20 protein-coding genes are annotated in these 21,514 nt (G+C 61.0%); 8 read left to right on the forward strand and 12 right to left on the reverse strand.

What is annotated here, in order from left to right; translation table 11 throughout:
- The first annotated feature begins 323 nt into the window (after positions 1 to 323).
- The 6 genes from F6X59_RS01485 to F6X59_RS01510 all read left to right on the forward strand — a co-directional run bounded on the left by F6X59_RS01485 (position 324) and on the right by F6X59_RS01510 (position 7,955).
- The gene (locus tag F6X59_RS01485) at positions 324 to 1,967 is read left to right on the forward strand and encodes an acetolactate synthase large subunit (protein WP_152954077.1); all 1,644 of its coding nucleotides are present in this window, start codon (positions 324 to 326) and stop codon (positions 1,965 to 1,967) included.
- A gap of 194 nt (positions 1,968 to 2,161) precedes the next feature.
- Positions 2,162 to 2,716, forward strand: coding sequence for a UPF0149 family protein (locus tag F6X59_RS01490; RefSeq protein ID WP_152954078.1), 555 nt, complete (start codon positions 2,162 to 2,164; stop codon positions 2,714 to 2,716).
- Between the two features lie 124 nt (positions 2,717 to 2,840).
- Positions 2,841 to 3,464 (forward strand): glutathione S-transferase family protein, encoded by a 624-nt coding sequence (locus F6X59_RS01495; protein WP_152954079.1) that lies wholly within the window; start codon positions 2,841 to 2,843, stop codon positions 3,462 to 3,464.
- A gap of 28 nt (positions 3,465 to 3,492) precedes the next feature.
- Complete coding sequence (locus tag F6X59_RS01500; RefSeq protein WP_152954080.1) at positions 3,493 to 5,505, forward strand: pyridoxamine 5'-phosphate oxidase family protein; 2,013 nt, start codon at positions 3,493 to 3,495, stop codon at positions 5,503 to 5,505.
- 61 nt (positions 5,506 to 5,566) lie between these two features.
- Positions 5,567 to 6,463 (forward strand): LysR family transcriptional regulator, encoded by an 897-nt coding sequence (locus F6X59_RS01505; RefSeq protein WP_152954081.1) that lies wholly within the window; start codon positions 5,567 to 5,569, stop codon positions 6,461 to 6,463.
- A 196-nt stretch (positions 6,464 to 6,659) separates the two neighbouring features.
- Complete coding sequence (locus F6X59_RS01510) at positions 6,660 to 7,955, forward strand: MFS transporter (RefSeq protein ID WP_152954082.1); 1,296 nt, start codon at positions 6,660 to 6,662, stop codon at positions 7,953 to 7,955.
- 44 nt (positions 7,956 to 7,999) lie between these two features.
- Here the strand turns inward: F6X59_RS01510 and F6X59_RS01515 are convergent, their stop codons facing one another.
- The 8 genes from F6X59_RS01515 to F6X59_RS01550 form a co-directional block, all read right to left on the reverse strand.
- Positions 8,000 to 8,869 (reverse strand): aldose 1-epimerase, encoded by an 870-nt coding sequence (locus tag F6X59_RS01515; RefSeq protein ID WP_152954083.1) that lies wholly within the window; start codon positions 8,867 to 8,869, stop codon positions 8,000 to 8,002.
- Positions 8,869 to 9,789, reverse strand: coding sequence for a DMT family transporter (locus F6X59_RS01520; RefSeq protein ID WP_152954084.1), 921 nt, complete (start codon positions 9,787 to 9,789; stop codon positions 8,869 to 8,871). The genes F6X59_RS01515 and F6X59_RS01520 overlap by 1 nt, the downstream gene beginning before the upstream one ends.
- A 157-nt stretch (positions 9,790 to 9,946) precedes the next feature.
- Complete coding sequence (locus F6X59_RS01525) at positions 9,947 to 11,227, reverse strand: TRAP transporter large permease (RefSeq protein WP_152954085.1); 1,281 nt, start codon at positions 11,225 to 11,227, stop codon at positions 9,947 to 9,949.
- Entirely contained in the window at positions 11,228 to 11,755 is a 528-nt protein-coding gene (locus F6X59_RS01530) for a TRAP transporter small permease (protein WP_152954086.1), read from the reverse strand.
- A gap of 66 nt (positions 11,756 to 11,821) precedes the next feature.
- A complete protein-coding gene (locus F6X59_RS01535) occupies positions 11,822 to 12,793 on the reverse strand; it encodes a TRAP transporter substrate-binding protein (protein ID WP_152954087.1) in 972 nt (323 codons plus the stop codon).
- Positions 12,794 to 12,858: 65 nt separating this feature from the next.
- Complete coding sequence (locus F6X59_RS01540) at positions 12,859 to 13,734, reverse strand: SMP-30/gluconolactonase/LRE family protein (RefSeq protein ID WP_152954088.1); 876 nt, start codon at positions 13,732 to 13,734, stop codon at positions 12,859 to 12,861.
- A 26-nt stretch (positions 13,735 to 13,760) separates the two neighbouring features.
- The gene (locus F6X59_RS01545; protein ID WP_152954089.1) at positions 13,761 to 14,567 is read right to left on the reverse strand and encodes an NAD(P)-dependent oxidoreductase; all 807 of its coding nucleotides are present in this window, start codon (positions 14,565 to 14,567) and stop codon (positions 13,761 to 13,763) included.
- A 210-nt stretch (positions 14,568 to 14,777) separates the two neighbouring features.
- On the reverse strand, positions 14,778 to 16,022 hold the full coding sequence (locus F6X59_RS01550; RefSeq protein ID WP_152954090.1) for an OprD family porin: 1,245 nt from the start codon (positions 16,020 to 16,022) through the stop codon (positions 14,778 to 14,780).
- A 409-nt stretch (positions 16,023 to 16,431) separates the two neighbouring features.
- On the opposite strand from F6X59_RS01550, the gene F6X59_RS01555 reads away from it, so the two are divergent.
- The gene (locus F6X59_RS01555; RefSeq protein WP_103449480.1) at positions 16,432 to 16,671 is read left to right on the forward strand and encodes a type II toxin-antitoxin system RelB/DinJ family antitoxin; all 240 of its coding nucleotides are present in this window, start codon (positions 16,432 to 16,434) and stop codon (positions 16,669 to 16,671) included.
- Entirely contained in the window at positions 16,661 to 16,945 is a 285-nt protein-coding gene (locus tag F6X59_RS01560) for a type II toxin-antitoxin system RelE/ParE family toxin (protein WP_152954091.1), read from the forward strand. The genes F6X59_RS01555 and F6X59_RS01560 overlap by 11 nt, the downstream gene beginning before the upstream one ends.
- A gap of 88 nt (positions 16,946 to 17,033) precedes the next feature.
- On the opposite strand, the gene F6X59_RS01565 is transcribed toward F6X59_RS01560, so the two are convergent.
- From F6X59_RS01565 to F6X59_RS01580, 4 genes are all read right to left on the reverse strand, one after another.
- Positions 17,034 to 17,336, reverse strand: a complete 303-nt coding sequence (locus F6X59_RS01565; RefSeq protein ID WP_152954092.1) for a helix-turn-helix domain-containing protein — start codon at positions 17,334 to 17,336, stop codon at positions 17,034 to 17,036.
- 309 nt (positions 17,337 to 17,645) lie between these two features.
- A complete protein-coding gene (locus F6X59_RS01570; protein ID WP_152954093.1) occupies positions 17,646 to 18,182 on the reverse strand; it encodes a Bro-N domain-containing protein in 537 nt (178 codons plus the stop codon).
- Positions 18,183 to 18,577: 395 nt separating this feature from the next.
- Positions 18,578 to 20,050, reverse strand: a complete 1,473-nt coding sequence (locus F6X59_RS01575; RefSeq protein ID WP_152954094.1) for a P-loop ATPase, Sll1717 family — start codon at positions 20,048 to 20,050, stop codon at positions 18,578 to 18,580.
- Between the two features lie 76 nt (positions 20,051 to 20,126).
- Positions 20,127 to 21,377, reverse strand: a complete 1,251-nt coding sequence (locus F6X59_RS01580) for a ribonucleotide-diphosphate reductase subunit beta (protein ID WP_152954095.1) — start codon at positions 21,375 to 21,377, stop codon at positions 20,127 to 20,129.
- Between the last annotated feature and the right edge of the window lie 137 nt (positions 21,378 to 21,514).

The raw sequence follows: 21,514 nt of genomic DNA on the forward strand, positions 1-21,514 counted from the left end.
TTTCCCCATGTGAGAGTAGGTCATCGTCAAGATTCATTTCGCAAAACCCCTATCTGCACATGCAGGTAGGGGTTTTGTCTTTTCCGCCCACCGGCAATGCGGCGCTATGACGCTGCAGCCAAATGTCTTTTGTCTGTATCCTCCTATCTGCACCGTTTGTACGGTGCGACAATATTTCTCGCAAATTAACGTGACTTGTTTGCGCTTAAGCTGCGTCAAGACTTAAGTTCGGGGCAATCCTGGCCCCCGAACCGAGCGATGCCAGCGTACCGTGCTGCGCATTTCTGGACTCCACCGTCCGATCACTTGAGGTTACAAGCAAGATGGCCAAGGCCGCCGATGTCGTTGTGCAATGCCTGGAAAACGAAGGTGTCGAGTATGTGTTCGGCATTCCTGGTGAGGAAAACCTCGACCTGCTGGAATCCCTGCGCAAGTCGAAGATCAAGCTGGTACTGACCCGCCACGAGCAGTCTGCGGGCTTCATGGCTGCCACCTATGGCCGCCTGACTGGCAAGACCGGCGTCAGCCTGTCGACCCTGGGCCCTGGCGCAACCAACCTGGTAACCGCCAGTGCGTACGCCTACCTGGGCGGCATGCCGATGATGATGATTACCGGCCAGAAGCCGATCAAGAAGTCCAAGCAGGGCCGCTTCCAGATCATCGACGTGTGCGGCATGATGGACCCCATCACCAAGTACACCCATCAGTTCGCTTCGGCCGACAACATCCCGGCCCGTATGCGCGAAGCATTCCGCCTGGCTGAGGAAGAAAAGCCCGGCGCCGTGCACCTGGAGCTGCCGGAAGACATCGCCGCCGAGCAGACCGACGCCCTGCCGATCCCGCGCAGCCTGCACCGTCGCCCGCTGGCCGAGCACGTGGCCATCGAAGCCGCCGTCGAGAAACTGAAGAAGGCTCGCAGCCCGATCCTGGTGATCGGCGCCGGCGCCAACCGCAAGATGACCGCCAAGGTCCTCAAGCAGCTGATCGACAAGACTGGTATCCCGTTCATCACCACCCAGATGGGTAAAGGTGTGGTCGACGAGCGCCACCCGCGCTTCCTGGGTAACGCTGCGCTGTCGTCCGGTGACTTCGTTCACCGCGCCATCGAAGCGGCCGACCTGATCATCAACATCGGCCACGACGTGATCGAGAAGCCGCCATTCTTCATGGTCCGTGGCGGCACCGAAGTCATCCACATCAGCTTCCGCTCCGCCGAAGTCGATGCCGTGTACTTCCCGCAGGTCGAAGTGATCGGTGACATCGCCAACGCCGTGTGGCAGATCAGCGAAGCGCTGAACGACACCGCGCACTGGGACTTCACCCGCCTCATGGCCATCCGTGAAGCCAACGAAGCGCAAATCGCCGAAGGCGCCGACGACAACCGCTTCCCGGTCTACCCGCAGCGTCTGGTCGCCGACATCCGTCGTGTGCTGCCATCCGAAGGCATCGTTGCCCTGGACAACGGCATCTACAAGATCTGGTTCGCCCGCAACTACAAGGCGCACAAGCCGAACACCGTGCTGCTGGACAACGCCCTGGCGACCATGGGCGCCGGCCTGCCATCGGCCATGGCTTCGCACCTGGTCTACCCGGATCGCCCGGTAATCTCGGTGTGCGGCGACGGCGGCTTCATGATGAACAGCCAGGAGCTGGAAACCGCGGTGCGTCTGGGCATGCACATCACCGTGGTGATCCTGCGTGACGACGGCTACGGCATGATCCGCTGGAAGCAGGCCAACATGGGCTTCACCGATTTCGGCCTGGACTACGGCAACCCGGACTTCGTCAAGTACGCCGAAGCCTACGGTGCCAATGGTCACCGCGTCGAAAGCGCCGAAGCCTTGCTGCCGCTGCTCGAGCACTGCATCAAGACCCCTGGCGTGCACGTGATCGACTGCCCGGTCGACTACAGCGAAAACGACCGCATCCTCAACAGCGAGCTGCGTGAGCGCGCGCTGGCGGTATAAGCCTTAGCGTCCTGTTCGCGGCGGTTCGGCGCCCCGATGAACCCGCCCCCACAGAGACTGCACAGCGTTTGATAGTTGTGCAATCCCTGAGGGGGCGGGTTCATCGGGGCACCTAACCGCCGCGAATGCTTTCTGCAGACCCGATCCCCCATGTGCTAGGGTGCACGCTAATCTTCACCCCAGGACACCCGCACATGCTCCCCGCCCTCAGCGAAAAAGAACTCGCCCGCCTCGAAGACCTGCTGATCACCTACGGCAACGATTATTCGGTGCTCAACCTGGCCGAGCTCAACGGTTTTTTCACCGCCCTGGCCAGCTCGCCGGTCGACGTGCTGCCAGAGCAATGGCTGCCCACCGTCGCTGGCGGCAAGGTACCGAAGTTCAAGAAACCCGCCCATGAGGAGGCCTACACCGCCTTGATGTTGCGCTATGCCTACCAGGTCGCCGAGCAACTGGCGGAGGACCTCGAAGGCTTCGAGCCGTTGTTCGAGGAGAGCGAGGCCGAGGAAGGGCCGGCGATCATCATGGAGGAGTGGTGCTTCGGCTACATGCGCGGCACGCAGGTCGCGGCTTGGGGCGAGTTGCCAGCAGAGCAGGATCAGCTGCTCAAGGCGATTTCACTGCATGGGCTTGAAGACAACTTCGAGTTGCTCGATGCCATGAGCTTCGATGAGTTGCAGGCTTGCGTGCCGCATGTGATTGAGGCTGCGCGGGGCTTGTACCGCTATCAGAAGCAGTCGCGGCACTGATCCGTCGATTATTTCGCTAGGCGAAATTATGGTTTGTCCCCGGCACTGATTCTGCTGCCAGCCGAATCAGCGCAGGATGGGCTCCACCTGGCACCACCCCGGTGCCAACCCTGGAGCCCAACCCATGATCAAACTCTACAACTTCCCCAAGTCTGGCCACGCCCACCGCATCGAGCTGATGCTGTCGCTGCTCGGCCTGCCTACCGAGCTGGTGTTCGTCGACCTGGCCAAAGGCGCGCACAAGCAGCCAGATTTCCTCGCCCTCAACCCGTTCGGCCAGGTGCCGGTGATCGATGACAACGGCACTGTGATCGCCGATTCCAACGCCATCCTTGTCTACCTGGCCAGCACCTACGACAAGGCGGGCAAGTGGCTCCCCCATGACCCGGTGAATGCCGCCCGCGTACAGCGCTGGTTGTCGGTTGCCGCCGGGCCATTGGCCTTCGGCCCTGCAGCCGCCCGCCTGGTGACGGTGTTCGGCGCTTCGTTCAACGCCGACGAAGTCATCGGTCGCGCGCACACCTTGCTCAAGGTAATGGATGCCGAACTGGCCAAGTCGGCGTTCCTCGCCGGCAATGAGCCGACCATCGCCGATGTTGCCAACTACTCGTACATCGCCCACGCCCCCGAGGGCAATGTCTCGCTGGAACCCTATCCCAACGTGCGCGCCTGGCTGGCCCGGATAGAAGCGTTGCCTGGCTTCGTCGCCATGCCGCGCACTGCCGCTGGCTTGCAGACCACCATCTGAGCCGCTACTCCACACGAGGACTGCCGCCATGCAGCAACTCCCCCGTCATCGCACTTCGCCCTGGCATGCCGGCGAGAAGCGCCTGCAGGAACAGGTCGGTGTTTCAGAGCGCATGGAAGTGTTCGGGCAGAAGGTCATTCGTGACTACATGCCCGACCAGCACCGCGCGTTCTACCAGCAGCTGCCGTTCATCGTCGCCGGCGCTGTGGACCAGGCCGGCAGGCCTTGGGCGACGCTGCTCGAAGGCCCGGAAGGCTTCGTCAGCTCGCCCGACCCGCGGCAATTGCGGATAGACACCCGCCTGGCCAGCGACGACCCGGCAACGCCCGGGCTGGCTGATGGCGAGGCGATCGGGCTGCTCGGCATCGAGCTACATTCGCGCCGGCGCAACCGCATTAACGGGCTGATCGCTCACACGGCGGGTGGGGCGCTGGAGGTGCGGGTCGAGCAGGCTTTCGGCAATTGCCCGCAGTACATCCAGCTGCGCGGATACCGCCGCGTCGATGAACCTTCGCAAGGGCGGAGCGATGCGCAAGGGCTGGATGCAACGACCACCCAGATGATCGCCAACGCTGATACCTTGTTCGTCGCCAGTTACATCGATCACGCCGACGGGCAACGTTCGGTGGACGTCTCGCACCGTGGCGGCCGCCCTGGCTTCGTCAGGGTTGAAGGCAACCGCCTGAGCATTCCCGATTATGCCGGCAACCTGCATTTCAATACCCTCGGCAACCTGCTGGAGAACCCGCTCGCCGGGTTGTTGTTCGTCGATTTCAGCAGCGGTGATGTACTGCAAGTGACCGGGCGCACCGAGGTGATACTCGACAGCCCGTTGATCACCGCGTTCGAGGGCGCCGAGCGGCTGTGGACGCTGGACATCGAGCACGTGGTACTGCGCCGTGCAGCGGTGAGTTTGCGCTGGGCCTTTGAGGAATACGCGCCAACCAGCTTGCTGACCGGCACCTGGGCCGAGGCGGAGCAGCGCCTTCAGCAACGTGAGCGGCAGCGCCAGTGGCTGGCCTGGCGGGTGGCGCGCGTGGAGCAGGAGAGTCGCGATATCCGCTCGTTCTATTTCGCTGTGGATGAGCCGGTCGCGTTCACGCCAGGCCAACACATTCCCGTGCGTATCCCGCTGGGGGCCGATGCACCGCTGATTCGCACCTACAGCCTGTCCTGCGCGCCGTCCGATGGCTACCTGCGGATCAGCGTCAAGGCGCAGGGCCCGGCGTCGCGCTATCTGCATGAGCATGTCAGGGCAGGGGACAGGCTGGAGGTGCGCCTGCCCATGGGCAGCTTCACCCTGGATAGCGCCAGCGACAGGCCTGTGGTGCTGATCGGTGCGGGCGTGGGCATCACACCATTGATCGCCATGCTGCGCGAGCTGTTGGCGAACGAGCAGGGGCGGCGCATCCATCTGTTCCACGGTGCCCGCAGCCTGAGTGATCTGCCGTTCCAGCAGGAACTGGCCGAATTGCGTCAGCGAGCCGGTGCACGTTTGAGCGTGCATCGTTCGTTGAGCCAGCCTGAGGCTGAAGCGGTGCAAGGGCGTGACTATGAGCACACAGGGCGCTTGGGTATCGAGCAGGTCAAGGCAACGCTGGGGCTGGACGATTACGACTTCTACCTGTGCGGTCCGGCCAGCTTCACCCAGGACGTGTACGAGGGGCTGCGCAGCGTGCATGTGCCGGATGCCCGCATTCGTGCCGAAGCGTTCGGGCCATCGACGCTGCGGCGGCATGGCGACGACAACCGGCCCACGCTGCAACAGCCTCCGCCTGCCAGCGAGCCGGTGCCGGTGTACTTCGCCAGCTCTGCCAAGGAGGCGCGTTGGGCGCCTGGTGCTGGCACCTTGTTGGAGCTGGCCGAGGCACGCGGGCTGTCGCCGGAGTTCAGTTGCCGGGGTGGGTCGTGCGGGACGTGCAAGACCAAGGTGGTGAGTGGGCAAGTGCATTACCCGAATCCGCCTGCCGAGATGCCGGAGGAGGGGACTGCGCTGATCTGTTGTGCGGTGCCGGCCCAGGCGTTGGTGCTGGAGCTGTGAGGCCGGCACAGGCAACGCAAATAACGGATAATGCCGACACCCCCGATGCCCAGGAGCGCGCATGGACCAGATCCACCTGATGAGGGTGTTCGTTGCCGTCGGCGAGCTCGAAAGCTTCGCCGCTGCCGCCCGCCGCCTGGACATCTCGCCCGCCGCCGTCACCCGTGCGGTCAGCGCGCTCGAAGAACAGATCGGGGTCAAGCTGCTGTTGCGCACCACCCGCAGCGTGCGCCTGACCGAGGCAGGCAGCCGCTACCTGGAGCACACCCGGCACATCCTCGCCAGCATCCACGAAGCCAACGAAGCCGCGGCCGGTATCAACGCCACGCCCAAGGGTGAACTGGCGGTCACCGCGCCGATCCTGTTCGGCAAGAAGTTCGTCATGCCCTGCATCGTGCGCTACCTGCAGCAATACCCCGAAGTCGATGTGTCGGCGTACTTCCTCGACCGCGTGGTGAACATGGTCGAGGAGGGCATGGACGTGGCCGTGCGCATCGGGCCGCTGCCCGACTCCGGCCTCAAGGCGCTGCGCGTGGGCCGGGTGCGGCGGATGCTGTGCGCATCGCCCGACTACCTCGCGCGGATGGGCGAGCCGCAGCACCCGTCGGACTTGCCGGAACATGCGGTGATCGCCACTACCACCCTCTCGCCGCGCGCTGGCTGGCGCTTCGGCCTGGCCGATGAGCCGACCCTGGTACGCATGAAGCCGCGGCTGACAGTCACCAGCAACGATGGCGCGATCGCTGCGGCAGTGGGCGGGTTGGGCATCGCCCGGCTGCTGTCGTACCAAGTGGTCGATGAACTGGCCAGCGGCCAGTTGCAGGTCATTCTCGCCGATTACGAGGAGGCTCCCTGGCCGATCCATATCCTGCACCGTGAGAGCAAGTACGGCTCGGCCAAGGTGCGTTCGTTCATCGACATGCTGGCGCAGGACCTGCGAGCCCGGCAATTGGACTGAGCGACGAGGTCGTACAACTAAGCTGGTTTACCCATAGGCTTGCAGCAAGAGCACCCTTTTGACGGGTCATGAATAATTGTTGTTGTACGATGACCTATGACGTGGCAATCTTCGCCTGAAACAATTTGTCTCATTTCGCCCTGCCGGCGCATGAGGCCGATCACCCGTCACTCTAAAAACAAGATTCAGGTGAACCATGAAGATCAAAGGCATCCGTTGGTGGATGGTCAGCCTTGTCACGGCCGGGCTCGTCGTCAACTACCTCGCCCGCAATACCCTCTCGGTGGCAGCCCCCACGCTGATGACCGACCTCTCCATCACCACCGAGCAATACGCCAAGATCGTTGCGACCTGGCAGATGTGCTACGCGCTCATGCAGCCGATCGCTGGCTGGCTCATCGATTTCATCGGCACCAAACTGGGCTTCGCCGTGTTCGCCCTGGCCTGGTCGCTGGCCTGTGCAGGGGCCGCGCTGGCCAGCGGCTGGCAGAGCATGGCGTTGCTGCGCGGGTTGCTGGGCATGACCGAGGCTGCCGGCTTGCCGGCCGGGGTCAAGGCCACCACCGAGTGGTTCCCGGCCAAGGAACGCTCGGTCGCCATTGGCTGGTTCAACATTGGCTCGTCCTTGGGTGCACTGCTGGCGCCACCGCTGGTGGTGTGGGCGATCCTGCACAGTGGCTGGCAGCTGGCGTTCGTCATCGTTGGCGTGTCCGGTGTGCTGTGGACCTTGCTGTGGATGCTGCTGTACAAGCATCCGCGTGATCAGAAGCGCCTGAGCGACGCTGAGCGTGACTACATCCTGTCCGGCCAGGAAGCCCACTTCAAAGCCGAGCAGCGCGAGAAGGGGGCCTGGAAGCGCATCTTCAAGACCCGCAACTTCTACGCGATCGCTTCGGCACGTATTCTCTCCGAGCCGGCCTGGCAGACCTTCAACGCCTGGATTCCGCTGTACCTGATGACCGAGCGGCACATGAACATCAAGGAAGTGGCGATGTTTGCCTGGCTGCCGTTCCTTGCTGCCGACATCGGTTGCGTGCTCGGGGGTTACCTGAGCCCGATGTTCCATCGATACTTCAAGGTGTCGCTGTTCACCTCGCGCAAGATGGTGCTGGTATTCGGCGCCAGCTGCATGATCGGCCCGGCTTGCATCGGCTTGGTCGAAAGCCCGTACATGGCGATTGTGCTGCTGTGCGTTGGCGGCTTTGCCCACCAGACCCTGTCGGGGGCGCTGTATTCGATCACTTCGGATTCGTTCAGCAAGGACCAGGTGGCGACCGCGACCGGCATGGGCGGGATGTGTGGTTACCTGGGCGCGGCGCTGTTTACCCTGGTGTTTGGCATCCTGGTTACGCAGATCGGCTACAGCCCATTGTTCGTGGTGCTGGCGGCGTTCGATATCGTGGCGGCAGTGCTGGTGTGGAAGGTCGCCCGCGAGGTCAATGGGGCTGCTTCGCAAAAACCGCTGGAAGCGTCGGCTGAAGCATTGGCGTAGGGTTTGAGATTCCGGGGCTGCAAAGCAGCCCCAATCTCAGGCAGTCACAATGGCTGATATTGCATCCTGAATCCCAGACTGGTTGTTTCTCCCTCCTGCAACAATCTCAATCCCGGCCGCCCCGGCAGATGATGCGCATTGATCGGGTGGCTAACCGGCTCGAAGCAAAAGAACGGCTGTTCATGGGGGCAGAACAACAGAAAGTGTTCGGCTCCGCGAGCGTTGCACACTAGCCGATACCCCGCGCCCGGTTGTTCGATCACACAGTTACCAGGCCATTCGCTAAAGGCGTGATCGACCACGGCTGCCGGCAATGCCTGTTCGGTTGAGAAGTTCCAGTGATCAGGTATCTCAGCTTGCCGTGACGGCAACGCTCCATTCTCCGCCAGCCAAACGGTGCGCGCCTGTGCATGCAATCGTGTATCGGGATGGCGCGGGAAGTACGGGTGCAGACCCAACCCATACCAGGTGGCCGCCGGGTCCAGATGCGTCACCTGCAGGTCAATGTTCAGGCAGCCCTCGTGCAGCTGCACATCAAGCGTCGCCCGGTAGGCGAACGGTATTGTGCTGTCGAGGCTCAAGCGGGCGTGGTGCTCGCTGTGGTGCTCCACCTGCCAGGCCTGTTGCCAGGCACTGCCGTGGATCGGGTAAGGGTCATGCCCGGTGTTCGGTGCCAGGGCCAGCCAGCCATCAGGGCGCTGAAAGCCGCCCTCGGCGATGCGGTTGGACCATGGCGCCAACGGGTAGCAGCCCAGGCGCCGCGGGTTGCCGCTGGCCAGGGCGGCTTCGTCGGCAGGGCGCAGCAGCGCCTGGCCGGTGGCGCTGGCCTGCCAGTTGACCAGGCTGGCGCCCAGTTCGGGGGCGATGCTCAGGCAGGTAAGGCGGTCTTGCAGGTGCAGCAGGGGGACGCTCATCAGGGCCTCCGGTAGGTCAGCAGGACGATGCCGCACACCACCACGGCGCCGCCAATCAATTGCACGCCACTGAGATGCTGGTCGAGCAATGCCCAGCCCAGCAGCAGCGTGGCGATGGGTTCGACGTTCATCACCGGCGCGTTCTGCGCCATGTTCAGCTTCGGCACGCAGACGAACAGCAAGGTGAAGGCCACGCCATACAGCACCACCAGGCTGGCCAGCGCCATCCAGCCGCTGGCGCTGCCAGGCAGCGACAAGCCGGCCGGCATCACGCCGCTGATACCGGCGACCAGCATGCTGGTGAACACGATCAGCAAGGTCAGCAGGCTGCGCACCGGGCCGCGCACGGCGGCCAGCTTGTGGTCGGTGATCCACAGGGCGCAGGCGAACACACAGGCGGCGCAGAACGCCAGGCTCACACCGATGGCCCAGTGCGGGTTGGTGTCGTGGTTGTCGCTCAGGTGGCTCGGCACGTCCAGCGCCAGCACCAGGCCGCAGAGGATCAGGCCCATGAACAACACGCTGCGCCCAGTCGGGCGGGTGCCGCCCAAGGCCCAGGTGAGCAGCGCCAGCAGCATCGGGAAGGTGTTGCCCACCAACAAGGCCAGGGCCACCGGAATGCGCGCCACGGCCGAATACAGGCACAGGCTCTGGGTGGCAATCAGCAGGCCCAGCAGCAGTTGCCAGCGCCGTGTGCCGGCAGGCAGGCCCAGCGGCTGGCGTTGCCACAGCACCAGGCTGGCCAGCACCAGCAAGGTGATGCCCGAGCGGCAGAGAATGGCCAGCAGCACGCCGGTGTCGTCGTCGAAGGCGATGCGCGCGGCGATATGGTTGCCGGCGAACGAACAGGCCAGCAGGGCCAGCAGGGCGATGGCCAGTTTGCGCGGGAAGAGGTTTGCAGCAGAAGAAGGGACAGCCATGTGCAGGATCCGTTTGCATTGAGAACCTGGGGCTGCTTTGCAGCCCATCGCAGGCAAGCCAGCTCCCACAGGGGTGTTGCAAGCCCTGAGTCCTGCGCGGTCCCTGTGGGAGCTGGCTTGCCTGCGATGGGCCGCAAAGCGGCCCCAATTACCAGCGTTACAAGACGACGCTCGGCAGCCAAAGGGAGATGGCCGGAATGTAGGTCACCGCCATCAGCACCATGAACAGCGCCACGTAGAACGGCAGCAGCGCCTTCACCGTGGCCTCGATGCTGACCTTGCCAATCGCCGACCCGACGAACAGCACCGCCCCCACCGGCGGGGTGATCAGTCCGATCCCCAGGTTGACCAGCATGATCATGCCGAAGTGCACCGGGTCCACGCCGATACCGGTGATCACCGGCAGCAGGATCGGGGTGAGGATGAGGATCAGCGGCGCCATGTCCATCACCGTGCCCAGCAGCAGGAGCATGAAGTTGATGCACATCAGGATCACATAGCGGTTGTCCGACAGGGTCAGGAACGCCGTGGTGATCTTCGACGGGATCTGCATCAGGGTCATCACGTAGCCGAAGCTGGCGGCGAAACCGATCAGGATCATCACGATCGAGATGGTCCTCACCGTGCGGTGCATCAGCTTGGGCAGGTCGCGCCACTTGTAGTCGCGGTAGATGAACATGGTCACGAAGAACGACCACACCACCGCCACCGCAGCCGACTCGGTCGCGGTGAACACGCCCGACAGGATGCCGCCGAGGATGATCACCATGGCCATCAGGCCCCACAGGGCTTCACCGGCGATCTTCAGCGCCTGGCGCAGCGGGATCACCTCGCCCTTGGGGTAGTTGCGCTTTTTGGCGAAGATCAGGCACAGGCCCATCATCACCGCGCTCAGCAGCAGCCCGGGCATCACCCCGGCCATGAACAGCGACGCGATCGACACCGTGCCACCCGCCGCCAGCGAGTACAGCACCGAGTTGTGGCTGGGCGGGGTCAGCAGCGCTTGCACCGAGCCGCTGACGGTCACGGCGGTGGAGAACTCGCGGGGGTAGCCCTTGCGCTCCATTTCCGGGATCAGCACCGAGCCCACCGAAGCGGTGTCGGCCACCGACGAGCCGGAGATGGCGCCGAAGAAGGTCGACGCGGTGATGTTCACCAGCGAAAGGCCGCCGCGCACGAAGCCCACCAGCACCCCGGCGAACGCCACCAGGCGCCGTGACATGCCGCCCTCGGCCATGATCGCACCGGCCAGCACGAAGAACGGAATGGCCAGCAGCGAGAACTTGTTAACCCCACTGGCCACCTGGATCATCATCGCCTGCAGCGGGATGTCGATGTACCAGGCGCCGATCAGTGCCGACAGGCCCAGGGCATAGGCCACCGGCATGCCCAGCAGGATCAGCGCAATGAAACTGCCCAACAGAATGAACGCATCCATTTACGCCGCCCCCTCGTTTTCTTCCACCAGGTCGAACCGCACCACCTTGCGCTGGCTCTGGTCGCCCAGCAGGAGTTTCTCCAGCACGAAGATCAGCGTCAGCACGCCACCGACCGGGATCGGCGCATAGCTCATGCCTACCCGCACGCTGGGCAGCGAGGCCATGTACTGGTTCCAGGTGGTGACGCACAGCTTGAAGCCGTAGCAGGTCATGAACACGCAGACCCCCACCATCAACAGCTGCGTGAACACCGACACCAGCCGGCGCAGCGGTTCCGGCAGCCGGTCGGTCACCATCGCCACCGCCATGTGTGCGCCGGCGCGGTAGCTGGCGGCGGCGCCGACGAAGGTGAATACCACCATCAGCATGATGGCCACCGGCTCCGGCCAGCTGGAGCCGGTGCCGAGCACGTAGCGGGCAAAGATGCCCCAGGGAATGATCAGCGTCATCGCCAGCACCGACAGCCCGGCGACCCAGATGCAGGCGCGGTACAGCGTGTCGTTGACGCTCAGGAAAAGCATTTTCATAGGCATCACCAAAGCGACAGGGCGACGGGCGTCGCACTGCCGAGGTCATCTTGAAAGGGGCGGGGGTTACTGGACCGCGTCGATACGCTTCATCAGGTCGGCATACTGCGCACCGTACTTCTCGCGTACCGGGGCGGTGGCGTCATAGAACGGCTTGGTGTCGACGGCGATGAACTCCACGCCGGCGGCCTTGAGCTTCTCTTCGCTGGCGGCGGACTTGGCATCCCACAGCACGCGCTCTTCCATCTGCGCCTCGCGGGCGAGCTTCTTCACCAGCACCTGCTGCTCGGGGGTGAGCTTGTTCCAGGTGGTCTTGGACATCACCACCGGTTCCGGCAGGATCAGGTGGTTGGTCAGGGTGAAGTACTTGGCGCTCTGGTAGTGGTTGTGTTCGAGCAGGGTCGGCGGGTTGTTCTCGGCGCCGTCGATCACCCCGGTCTGCAGGGCGCTGAAGATTTCGCCGGTGTCCATGGCGATGCCATTGCCGCCCATGGCGTTCATCATGTCGATGAACAGCGGGTTGCCCTGCACGCGAATCTTCATGCCCTTGAGGTCAGCGAGGCTGCGCACCGGCTTCTTGGTGTAGAGGCTGCGCGAGCCGCCATCCATCCACGCCAGCGCCACCAGGTTGAATTCGGAGTGGGTGATCTTGTCGAGGATCTCCTGGCCGATCTCGCCGTCGATGACCTTGCGCATGTGCTCATGGTCACGGAACACGAACGGCATGTTGAACACGTTCACGTCCGGCACGACCGGGCCGACGATACCGAGGCTGACGCGGGTCATCTGCACCGCACCGATCTGCGCCTGCTCGATCACTTCCTTCTCCGAGCCGAGCACGCCGCCGGGGAACATCTTGAAGGTGATTTCGCCATTGCTGGCCTGTTCGAGCTTCTTGCCCATGTTCTGTTCGGCGACCACGGTCGGGTAGCCGGCCGGGTGGATCTCGGCGAACTTGATGTCGAGTGCCGAAGCTGGCATCGACAGGCTGAAAGCGAACGGGAGTACGGCAAGAAGCAGCTTGCGTTTGAAGGTCATGGTGAAACTCCGTGGTTTTTATTATCTGGTTTCGCGCGTGAGTGTCGGGTGCTGCAATGTCGTGTTCAGCCGCGCCAGGCAGGTTCCTCCAGGCCCTGGACGCCGGGGCGCAGGGCGAACACGCCACCGGCCAGGGGCTGGTCGCTGAGGTCGCTGCCTGCAGGGCGGATCGAAGTGACGAACAAGGTGTCGAGGTTGGCGCCGCCAAAGGCGCACATCGCCGGCTTCTTCACCGGCACGCTGAGCGAGCGGTCGAGGCGCCCGTCAGGGGTGAAACGGTGGATCTGCCCGGCGTCGTTGCCGCAGATCCAGTAGCAGCCGTCGGCATCGATGGCAGCGCCGTCGGGGCGGCCGGGGAAGGCGCGCATGTCGACGAACAGCCGCTGGTTGTGCGGGGTGCCGCTGTCGATGTCGTAATCGAAGGCCCAGATCTTCTGCACGTTGGGGTGCGAGTCGGACAAGTACATGCGCGAGCCGTCCGGGCTGAAGGCCAGGCCGTTGGGCACGATCATGTCCTTGAGCTGCCGGTGCAGCCGGCCCTCGCCGTCGACCCGGTACAGCGCGCCGACGTGGGCGCCTTGCTGCATATCCATGAGCATGCTGCCGGCCCAAAAGCGGCCTTGGCGGTCGCAGCGGCCATCGTTGAAGCGCATGCCTGGTTGTGGGTGTTCGACCGCAGCGAACAGGCGGCTGTCGAGGCTGCCGTCAGCCCCGGCCTGCAACTGGAAGATGCCGCTTTCCATGCCGGCGAGCCAACCCCGTTCAGTGCGGGCGATGCAGGCGAGTATCTCGTCCCCCTGCCACACCTGATGGGCGCCGTCCTGCCAGCGGTGCAGCTGACGGGCCGGGATGTCGACCCAGTACAGGGCCTGTTCGCTGGGGTGCCACACCGGGCTTTCACCGGTGCCATTGCGGGCGTCGACGATCAGTTCGCAATGCATGCTGGAGCCTCCTGGCAGGGCGCGGATCAGCTGAATGGGCCGGCAGCGACGAAGGCGCCACCCTGGTAGACCATGCTCGGGTCGTCGGCGGCGGGTGCCGGTTTGGCCTCTACCGCAGCGCGGAACACTTCCGAGCTGTCCTTGGGCTGGTAGCCCAGGTGTTCGGCGTAGCGGTTGTCCCACCAGACGGTACGGTTGTCGGATGCGCCGTAGACCACGGTGTGGCCGACATCGGCGGTGAACAGGCCGCGCTCGATCAGCTGGGTGAGGTCGTCGTAGCTCAGCCAGGTGCTGAGCATGCGCGGGTTCTGTGGTTGTTCGAACGAGGAGCCGATACGGATGCTGACGGTCTCGATGCCGTAGCGGTCGAAGTAGAAGCTGGCGACATCCTCGCCGTAGCACTTGGACAGGCCGTAGTAGCTGTCGGGCCGGCGCAGGGCATGGGCGTCGATCGTCTGGCCCTGGCGGTAGAAGCCGATCACATGGTTGGAGCTGGCGAAGATGATGCGCTTGACCCCGTGCTGGCGTGCGGCTTCGTAGATGTGGAATACGCCACAGATGTTGGGGCCGAGGATGTCCTCGAAAGAATGCTCGGTGGACACGCCACCGAAGTGGACGATGGCGTCGACGCCTTCGACCAGAGCATGGACCGCAGCCTTGTCGGCCAGGTCGCAAGGGATGACTTCTTCATGGGGGCCGGTGGCAGGGGCCATCGGCGCGATGTCGGAAAGGCGCAGGACTTCGGCGCAGCCGGTGAGGCGTTGGCGAAGCACCTTGCCCAGGCCGCCTGCGGCTCCGGTGAGCAGCAGGCGCTTGAAGGGGGTGGTGGTCATGGCGGCTCTACTTGTGATTGTTGTAAGTTGTCGTATGACTTTGCTGATTATCGGCAGCGCTTTCCGAGGTTGTCAATGCTGTTTGCGTGGGATTCTCCGGCCTCATCGCGGCTAAAGCCGCTCCTACAGGTACAGCGTTGCCTTCAGGTGCCACGCGGGCCTTGAGGAGCGGCTTTAGCCGCGAACACGGGCCAAGCCCGTGCCATGCGATCACAACAACGACAGCGGATAGTTGAAGATCAACCGGTTCTCATCGAACTCGTTGTTGCTGTAGTCACGACGAATGCTCGAGTTGCGCCATTTCACGCTCAGGTCCTTGAACGGCCCGCTCTGGATCACATACGCCAGCTCCGACTCGCGCACCCATTCTTTGCCATCGGTCACCGCCCCGGTACGCACATCGTGGCCACTGATATAGCGGTTCATCAGGGTCAGCCCCGGCACCCCGAGCGTCACGAAGTTGAAGTCATGGCGCACCTGCCACGAGCGCTCCTCGGCATTGTCGAAACTGGAGTTGTAGCTGTCATTGGCCAGGGTCCCGCCGCTGGTGCCGTTGACCCGCATCCAGGTGTCGCCATCGACTTTCTGCAGCCCGACCCAGAAGGTGTTGCCGCCGTACTTGGCCGAGAACATCCCCGAATAGGTCTTGTTGTCCAGCTTGCCGGCGCGTTCCGAACCGTCCTCGCCACCGTGGAAGTAGCCCAGGTTGGCGCCGAGGGTCCAGTCGCCCAGCGGCTGGCTGTGGCTCAGTTGCAGGTACTGCTGCTCGTAGACATCCTTGAGCACCGCGTTCCACAGCCCGACCAGGGTGCGGTCCTGGTTGAACTTGTACTCACCACCGACGAAATTGAAGCGGTCCGACAGGCCGCGGCCGTAGCTCATGTCTTCCATGCTCGCGTCGTTGCGCGGGCTGTTGCCGCGGAACTGGCCGCCGTACAGGGTCAGCCCGGCAATTTCGCTGGAGGTCACCTGGCCGCCGCGGAAGGTCTGCGGCAGCGAGCGGCCATCGTCAGAGCGCAGGATCGGCAGCACTGGCATCCATTCGCCGATCTTCAGTTCGGTCTTGGAGATACGCGCCTTGCCCGCCACTGCCAGGCGCCCGTAGTCATCCGCCGGCCGTCCGTCATCATGACGTGGCAACAGCCCGGTGCCATAGGTGCCGCCACCGCCATCGAGCTTCACCGACCACAGCCCCAGCACGTCCGCGCCAAACCCCACCGGCCCCTCGGTGAAGCCCGAACGGGCATCGAGAATGAAGCTCTGGGTCCACTCTTCGGCCTTGCTCTGCGGGTTGCTGGGGTTGGTGAAGTTACGGTTGATGTAGAAGTTGCGCAGGCCCAGCACGGCCTTGCTGTCTTCGATGAAGCCTTGGGCGAGGCTGATCCCCGGCATGCCGCCGAGCAGGCTGGCGCCGATCAGCGCAAAGGGAAGGGATGTCTGGCAGATTTTCGACATGGGATGGGTCCGCTGATATTGTTTTTGTTATGTGTTGTCGTACAACTGCGGCGATTTTTATCAAGCCGAAAATCAACTGTCAACGCTTTGAAGATCAATAAATTCGAGCCGTCAAGTGAAAACTCATCGGCGATGGCTCTAGCTCAAGGACTTGGATGAATTTAAAGTCATACTATGACAGCGGGCACATGGATGGCCGCTGGCGCCTTTTTTTCGTTAACTGCTTCGGCTATGCAGAGCCTCGTGCCTAGCGCCTCACCCAGCGGTAGCGCGCTTGCCCGTGAACACCGGCGGAGTTGGTGCCATGAAGGCCCATCATTCCTAGGGTTCTTAAAGACGGACAGCAGTTGCGCAATGGCTAAGATAAGTGCATTGTAATGACGAATGTCTTTACCTGGAGGGTCGTCCCATGGCGTCCATCAATATCCGCGTCGATGACGAACTCAAAGCCCGCGCTTACCAGGAACTAGAACGGCTGGGCGTAACCCCTTCCGAACTCATGCGCCAGGCGCTGCAATACGTGGCCGAACGAGGCAAGCTACCTTTTCGACCCGTCCTGATGACTGAGGAAGACGAAGACCTGATCGCGATTGTGAGGGAGCGACTTGCCTCCCCGCAGCGCGTGAGGGTCCAACTGGATGACCTATAGTCTCGACTTCGATTCACGTGCGTTGAAAGAATGGAAGAAGCTGGGGGATACGGTTCGTCAGCAGTTCAAGAAGAAGCTGGCCGAGGTTCTGCTGAACCCGCGAGTGGAGGCCAACCGGCTTGGCTCGTTGCCCGATTGCTACAAGATAAAACTTCGCAGCAGTGGCTACCGCTTGGTCTATCAGGTCATTGATCAAGAGGTGGTGGTGTTTGTGGTGGCCGTTGATCGTCGCGAGCGCGATCAGGTTTATCGGAAGGCGGCCGAGCGATTGTAGTGACCCTTTCAACTGCTTTTCGCCCTTGAGTTCATTCCGCTCAGACTCCTCTACTGCACGCCTTTCAGGTTCGACTCTGCCGCCTCGATCAGAAGTCTTTCTCGGTCACCGATTTGAGACGCACCCTGTGTTCAGTTGCGAATGAAGCAGGGGAAGACATCGGCACGTCCTGGAATACCTCGTCGAGCAAGCCCAAGTGCCAGAGCGCGATCATGTAGCTACGCATCTCCACGGTCGGCGTTCCTGCCTCAATTTTGGCAAGCGTGGTGATGGACAATCCGGACTGAGCGGCAAGGTCTTTCTGGCGAATTTTTCGTTCAAGGCGCCTGGTTTTGGCCAGATGCCCTATTTTCATTAGCCTGTCGGCGCATGCCAAGGGAAAAACGTTCATTTTAAGACCTGCTATAGCAGTGCTTATGAGAGATAAAAACTACTATAGCAAGTCTTATGATTGAGAGGGGGTCGCATGCCCGGGCGTTATACATGACCCACTGCTCACATCAAGCGGCGTGGCGAATGGCACCGGCTCCGTCGGTGTTCGCGGGCAAGCCCGCTTCCACAGGATCTCCGTTTGCTCTGGGATCTCTTGGTACTTGTGGGAGCTGGCCTTGCCAGCGATGAGGCCGGCGAAGCCGGTGCCAGACACCGCGTCGTTTGCTTCGCTGGGCAAGCCCGCTCCCGAAGTACCTGCGCAGCCCAGCTAGACCCCGTGTAGTCTGAGTGCCCGCTGAGCACACTCCCGCCAGTTCATCCTGCGCTTCACCATCGGCGTCATCTCTGCATCTTCAGCCGCCATCACCACCGGCATATCCCGCATCCTCACCCAAGGCTCACTCTGCCAATACAACAACGTCGCCGTCCGCCCTCCAGGCCAGCACATTCGCCCCAGTCGCGGTGTATCCGCTTCTCCATCCACCTGGCCATCACGCAGCACCGCCACCACCTCATGGGTCAGCCACCAGCGCAGATGGCGGTTCTCCGGAACATGATGATGCGCCAGCAAGGTATACGCCCCGGACTCGCTGACCATCGTGGTCTCCTGATACTGCCCATAGCGCAGCAGTTGCACGTTGCGGTACTGGTCCGGGTCGAGCTTGCGGATGCAGTGTTCGTCGAAGAAGCGAGCGCTCAGCCGGCCGAGTTCGTGGGCGCAGAACCAGGCTTGGGATTCGAGCCATAGGGAGTGGAGGGGGCGGTTGTGGCGGGTGAAGAGCGTGGGGGTGCGAAGGTCAGTCATGGTTGGCCTCCGTAGTCCTGGATGAATTGAACTCGCCAGATGCATGTGCGAAAGGCGGGGTATTGCTAGCTTTTATAGGCATTTCCTTACCTCTACGTGATTTCAGCTTTCTTAGGGCTGGGTGTCGGGAGCTAAGAAATCCCACGTAGTGGACCGGACGTATTCCCCTTGCGGGTCTTGTATTAGTCCGCTCCCGACATAACACGTTTTCTGCGCGCAGGATTAGACCACAGGCACAAAAAAGCCGCATCTGTCGGGTGCGGATTGACCGCTACGTGAGGCGTTTCTTAGGCGCCGAACAATAGTTAAAACGCAGCGGTTTAACAGGTCAATCTGAAATTCTGTAGGACTTTTCTGATTTGATGCTGAGCCATCTTAATAGATGGCTCTTTTGGCTAGCGCTCTCGTCGAATGTCTATTTTTTCAGACAAAGCATAGAGTACTTTAGGGTCGCGAATCTCATACATGGTACTACCGTTTGGTCCTTTTTCTTCGCATCTAACAATCAGGCCAATGCTTTCCATGCCGACAATATAGTTCGTAGTTGAGCTGCCTGTTTTTGCCTGTTCGTTTAGCGCGTTAGCAGTAAATTTAGGGGCGTCAAGCTTGGAGAGGTGCGAGATGTAGGAGTATACATCCATTGAATTCTTTCTCGCAGTGCTCTTGCGCGGATAGTACTCGTAGAAGCTGAAACCTTTTACAAAGTTTGCAATTCCTGTTTGTACAGCGCTTTCAGTTAGTAGCTCTGAGTTTTTATTGCTTTTGTGCTGGGCTTTAAATATGTAGTTGAGCGCTTGGAGCATGTCTCGGGGGTTGCCATGAGAGATGTTCCATAATTTATCGAAGTCATTTGGGTTTGCCATGATGGATTTCATGGAGCTTACTTTGCTTCCGGAAAAGCTACCTAGGCGAGTATCAAGTAGTTTTTCAAGCTCATCTTTTTCCCACTTTATCTCTTCGCAGCAAAATTTGTTCTTCCTGAAATAGGGTAGGATTCTATTAAAGGGGATAGACCATACGGAGATAACAATTTGGATATCTCTATGAAGCAAGAATTTGTTATCAGTGAATAGCGGCTTTATGAATTCCGATATTTTATCAGCGTCATTCTCTAAGCGATGATCTTCATCGATTTTGTCCAAGCAAAAAACTGCTTTCTGGCCATTGATTTTTTTATACAAGGCTAGGGTTTTTTCTAGGATATGGTAGTTTTCGGGGCTTTGCTCCGGGTCGGAGATTTTATCAAGGCTGAGTTCTTTGAAAAAATCCCTTGCTTCAAAGGTGTTTGTTGAAGGGAGATTTAGGTGTTTTAGTACCGCATCTGAAGCTATGTCGATAGTAGATGAGGCAATGTTGTTTAGTAAGGACCTAAACGGATTGTAGATTTTGACTGCAAGTGCCTTGAGCGGGTTTTGCTGTATCGACTTTATCTTCTCGTGAGCCAATTCCATCGTGGTATGGTTGGCGTAGAATTTTATAAGATATGAGACCAGTATCTTTTCGTCGTTAGCAAGAAAAGCTTTTCTGACTCTTTTTGATGATAGGTCAAGAAGTAAACTTTTAGTTATCCCGATCAGGAAAAGATCATAGATCTTTTCGCTTGAGCTTTCGACAGGGACTGAAGAGAAATTGTCAATGTCGATGGTTTTTTTGTTGTTTGTGATCTCTTTAAGAAGTACGGTTTTACCTGTGCCTCGCTCCCCGTAGATGAATGCAGGTGCTCCGCTCTCTATATTCTGCCGAATCGGTGAGTATGCACTGGGCTGAACGAAGATATCCTTTAGGTCTTCAAGTTCATTTTCTGCGGTGAAAGCTGAGAAAGGGTATTTGTCAAAGCCAAATTTTTTATAGAATTTTTCGAATGACATATGCTGTCCGGAGGAAAGCCTCATTCCTGAGGCTTTCGTCGTTGCATGAAATTAAGATGGATTCAGTAGATAATGCTTAATCCCAGCTCAGCGCCCCACCCGTCTGATACTCGATCACGCGAGTCTCGAAGAAGTTCTTCTCTTTCTTCAAGTCCATGATCTCGCTCATCCACGGAAACGGGTTGGTAGTCCCCGGATATTCTTCCTTCAGACCAATCTGAGTCAGGCGACGGTTGGCGATGAACTTGAGGTAATCCTCCATCATCGCCGCGTTCATGCCCAACACACCGCGTGGCATGGTGTCACGGGCGTATTCGATCTCCAGCTGGGTCCCTTGCAGGATCATCTGGGTCGCTTCTTCCTTCATCGCCGCGTCCCACAGGTGCGGGTTCTCGATCTTGATCTGGTTGATCACGTCGATACCGAAGTTCAGGTGCATCGACTCGTCACGCAGGATGTATTGGAACTGCTCGGCAACGCCGGTCATCTTGTTGCGGCGGCCCATCGACAGGATCTGGGTGAAGCCGCAGTAGAAGAAGATGCCTTCCAGAACGCAGTAGTAGGCGATCAGGTTGCGCAGCAGCTCTTTGTCGGTTTCGACGGTACCGGTGTTGAATTCCGGGTCGGAGATGGCGCGGGTGTACTTCAGGCCCCAGGCTGCCTTCTTGGCGACCGACGGGATCTCGTGGTACATGTTGAAGATCTCGCCTTCATCCATGCCCAGCGACTCGATGCAGTACTGGTAGGCGTGGGTGTGGATCGCCTCTTCGAAGGCCTGGCGCAGGATGTACTGGCGGCACTCCGGGTTGGTGATCAGGCGGTACACGGCCAGTGCCAGGTTGTTGGCAACCAGCGAGTCGGCAGTGGAGAAGAAGCCGAGGTTGCGCATGACGATGCGGCGCTCGTCTTCGGTCAGGCCGTCCATGCTCTTCCACAGGGCGATGTCGGCGGTCATGTTGACCTCTTGCGGCATCCAGTGGTTGGCGCAGCCGTCGAGGTACTTCTGCCAGGCCCAGTCGTACTTGAACGGCACCAGCTGGTTGAGGTCGGCGCGGCAGTTGATCATGCGCTTTTCGTCAACGGCGACGCGGGCCGAGGAGCCTTCCAGCTCGGCCAGGCCTTCGGCGACGTCGAGGGCGTCGAGGGCGGCCTTGGCGCGCTTGACAGCGTCGGAGTCAGAGGCGGTGGCGGCGCGGGCTTCCAGGGCGGCGGCACCGCCGGCGCTGTCGAGCTTGTCGAGGGTGGCGGCGGCAGTGGCCTGCGCAGCGGTGTTGCCTTTGGCGGCGACTTCGCCGTCTTCCTTATCGAATTCGTCCCAGCTCAGCATGGTGAGATTCTCCTGCTTGAGGGCCATCTATGAAGTATGGCCGGTGGATCTTGGTTGCGGTGCGGTGCACGCAAATCTGGAGTGCCCGGGGAGGGCTGGCCGGGGCTTTGCAGTCACGGCTTATTGTGTCTGGCTGT

Origin of the sequence: Pseudomonas sp. MN1F, from assembly GCF_009391885.1 — a bacterium.
In the GTDB taxonomy this organism is placed as follows: Bacteria; Pseudomonadota; Gammaproteobacteria; order Pseudomonadales; family Pseudomonadaceae; genus Aquipseudomonas.

What these genes read in the sequence shown, in the direction of transcription:
- F6X59_RS01485 (WP_152954077.1), top strand. Translation starts at nt 324, where the DNA reads ATGGCCAAGGCCGCCGATGTCGTTGTGCAATGCCTGGAAAACGAAGGT.
- F6X59_RS01490 (WP_152954078.1), top strand. Translation starts at nt 2,162, where the DNA reads ATGCTCCCCGCCCTCAGCGAAAAAGAACTCGCCCGCCTCGAAGACCTG.
- F6X59_RS01495 (WP_152954079.1), top strand. Translation starts at nt 2,841, where the DNA reads ATGATCAAACTCTACAACTTCCCCAAGTCTGGCCACGCCCACCGCATC.
- F6X59_RS01500 (WP_152954080.1), top strand. Translation starts at nt 3,493, where the DNA reads ATGCAGCAACTCCCCCGTCATCGCACTTCGCCCTGGCATGCCGGCGAG.
- F6X59_RS01505 (WP_152954081.1), top strand. Translation starts at nt 5,567, where the DNA reads ATGGACCAGATCCACCTGATGAGGGTGTTCGTTGCCGTCGGCGAGCTC.
- F6X59_RS01510 (WP_152954082.1), top strand. Translation starts at nt 6,660, where the DNA reads ATGAAGATCAAAGGCATCCGTTGGTGGATGGTCAGCCTTGTCACGGCC.
- F6X59_RS01515 (WP_152954083.1), bottom strand. Translation starts at nt 8,869, where the DNA reads ATGAGCGTCCCCCTGCTGCACCTGCAAGACCGCCTTACCTGCCTGAGC.
- F6X59_RS01520 (WP_152954084.1), bottom strand. Translation starts at nt 9,789, where the DNA reads ATGGCTGTCCCTTCTTCTGCTGCAAACCTCTTCCCGCGCAAACTGGCC.
- F6X59_RS01525 (WP_152954085.1), bottom strand. Translation starts at nt 11,227, where the DNA reads ATGGATGCGTTCATTCTGTTGGGCAGTTTCATTGCGCTGATCCTGCTG.
- F6X59_RS01530 (WP_152954086.1), bottom strand. Translation starts at nt 11,755, where the DNA reads ATGAAAATGCTTTTCCTGAGCGTCAACGACACGCTGTACCGCGCCTGC.
- F6X59_RS01535 (WP_152954087.1), bottom strand. Translation starts at nt 12,793, where the DNA reads ATGACCTTCAAACGCAAGCTGCTTCTTGCCGTACTCCCGTTCGCTTTC.
- F6X59_RS01540 (WP_152954088.1), bottom strand. Translation starts at nt 13,734, where the DNA reads ATGCATTGCGAACTGATCGTCGACGCCCGCAATGGCACCGGTGAAAGC.
- F6X59_RS01545 (WP_152954089.1), bottom strand. Translation starts at nt 14,567, where the DNA reads ATGACCACCACCCCCTTCAAGCGCCTGCTGCTCACCGGAGCCGCAGGC.
- F6X59_RS01550 (WP_152954090.1), bottom strand. Translation starts at nt 16,022, where the DNA reads ATGTCGAAAATCTGCCAGACATCCCTTCCCTTTGCGCTGATCGGCGCC.
- F6X59_RS01555 (WP_103449480.1), top strand. Translation starts at nt 16,432, where the DNA reads ATGGCGTCCATCAATATCCGCGTCGATGACGAACTCAAAGCCCGCGCT.
- F6X59_RS01560 (WP_152954091.1), top strand. Translation starts at nt 16,661, where the DNA reads ATGACCTATAGTCTCGACTTCGATTCACGTGCGTTGAAAGAATGGAAG.
- F6X59_RS01565 (WP_152954092.1), bottom strand. Translation starts at nt 17,336, where the DNA reads ATGAACGTTTTTCCCTTGGCATGCGCCGACAGGCTAATGAAAATAGGG.
- F6X59_RS01570 (WP_152954093.1), bottom strand. Translation starts at nt 18,182, where the DNA reads ATGACTGACCTTCGCACCCCCACGCTCTTCACCCGCCACAACCGCCCC.
- F6X59_RS01575 (WP_152954094.1), bottom strand. Translation starts at nt 20,050, where the DNA reads ATGTCATTCGAAAAATTCTATAAAAAATTTGGCTTTGACAAATACCCT.
- F6X59_RS01580 (WP_152954095.1), bottom strand. Translation starts at nt 21,377, where the DNA reads ATGCTGAGCTGGGACGAATTCGATAAGGAAGACGGCGAAGTCGCCGCC.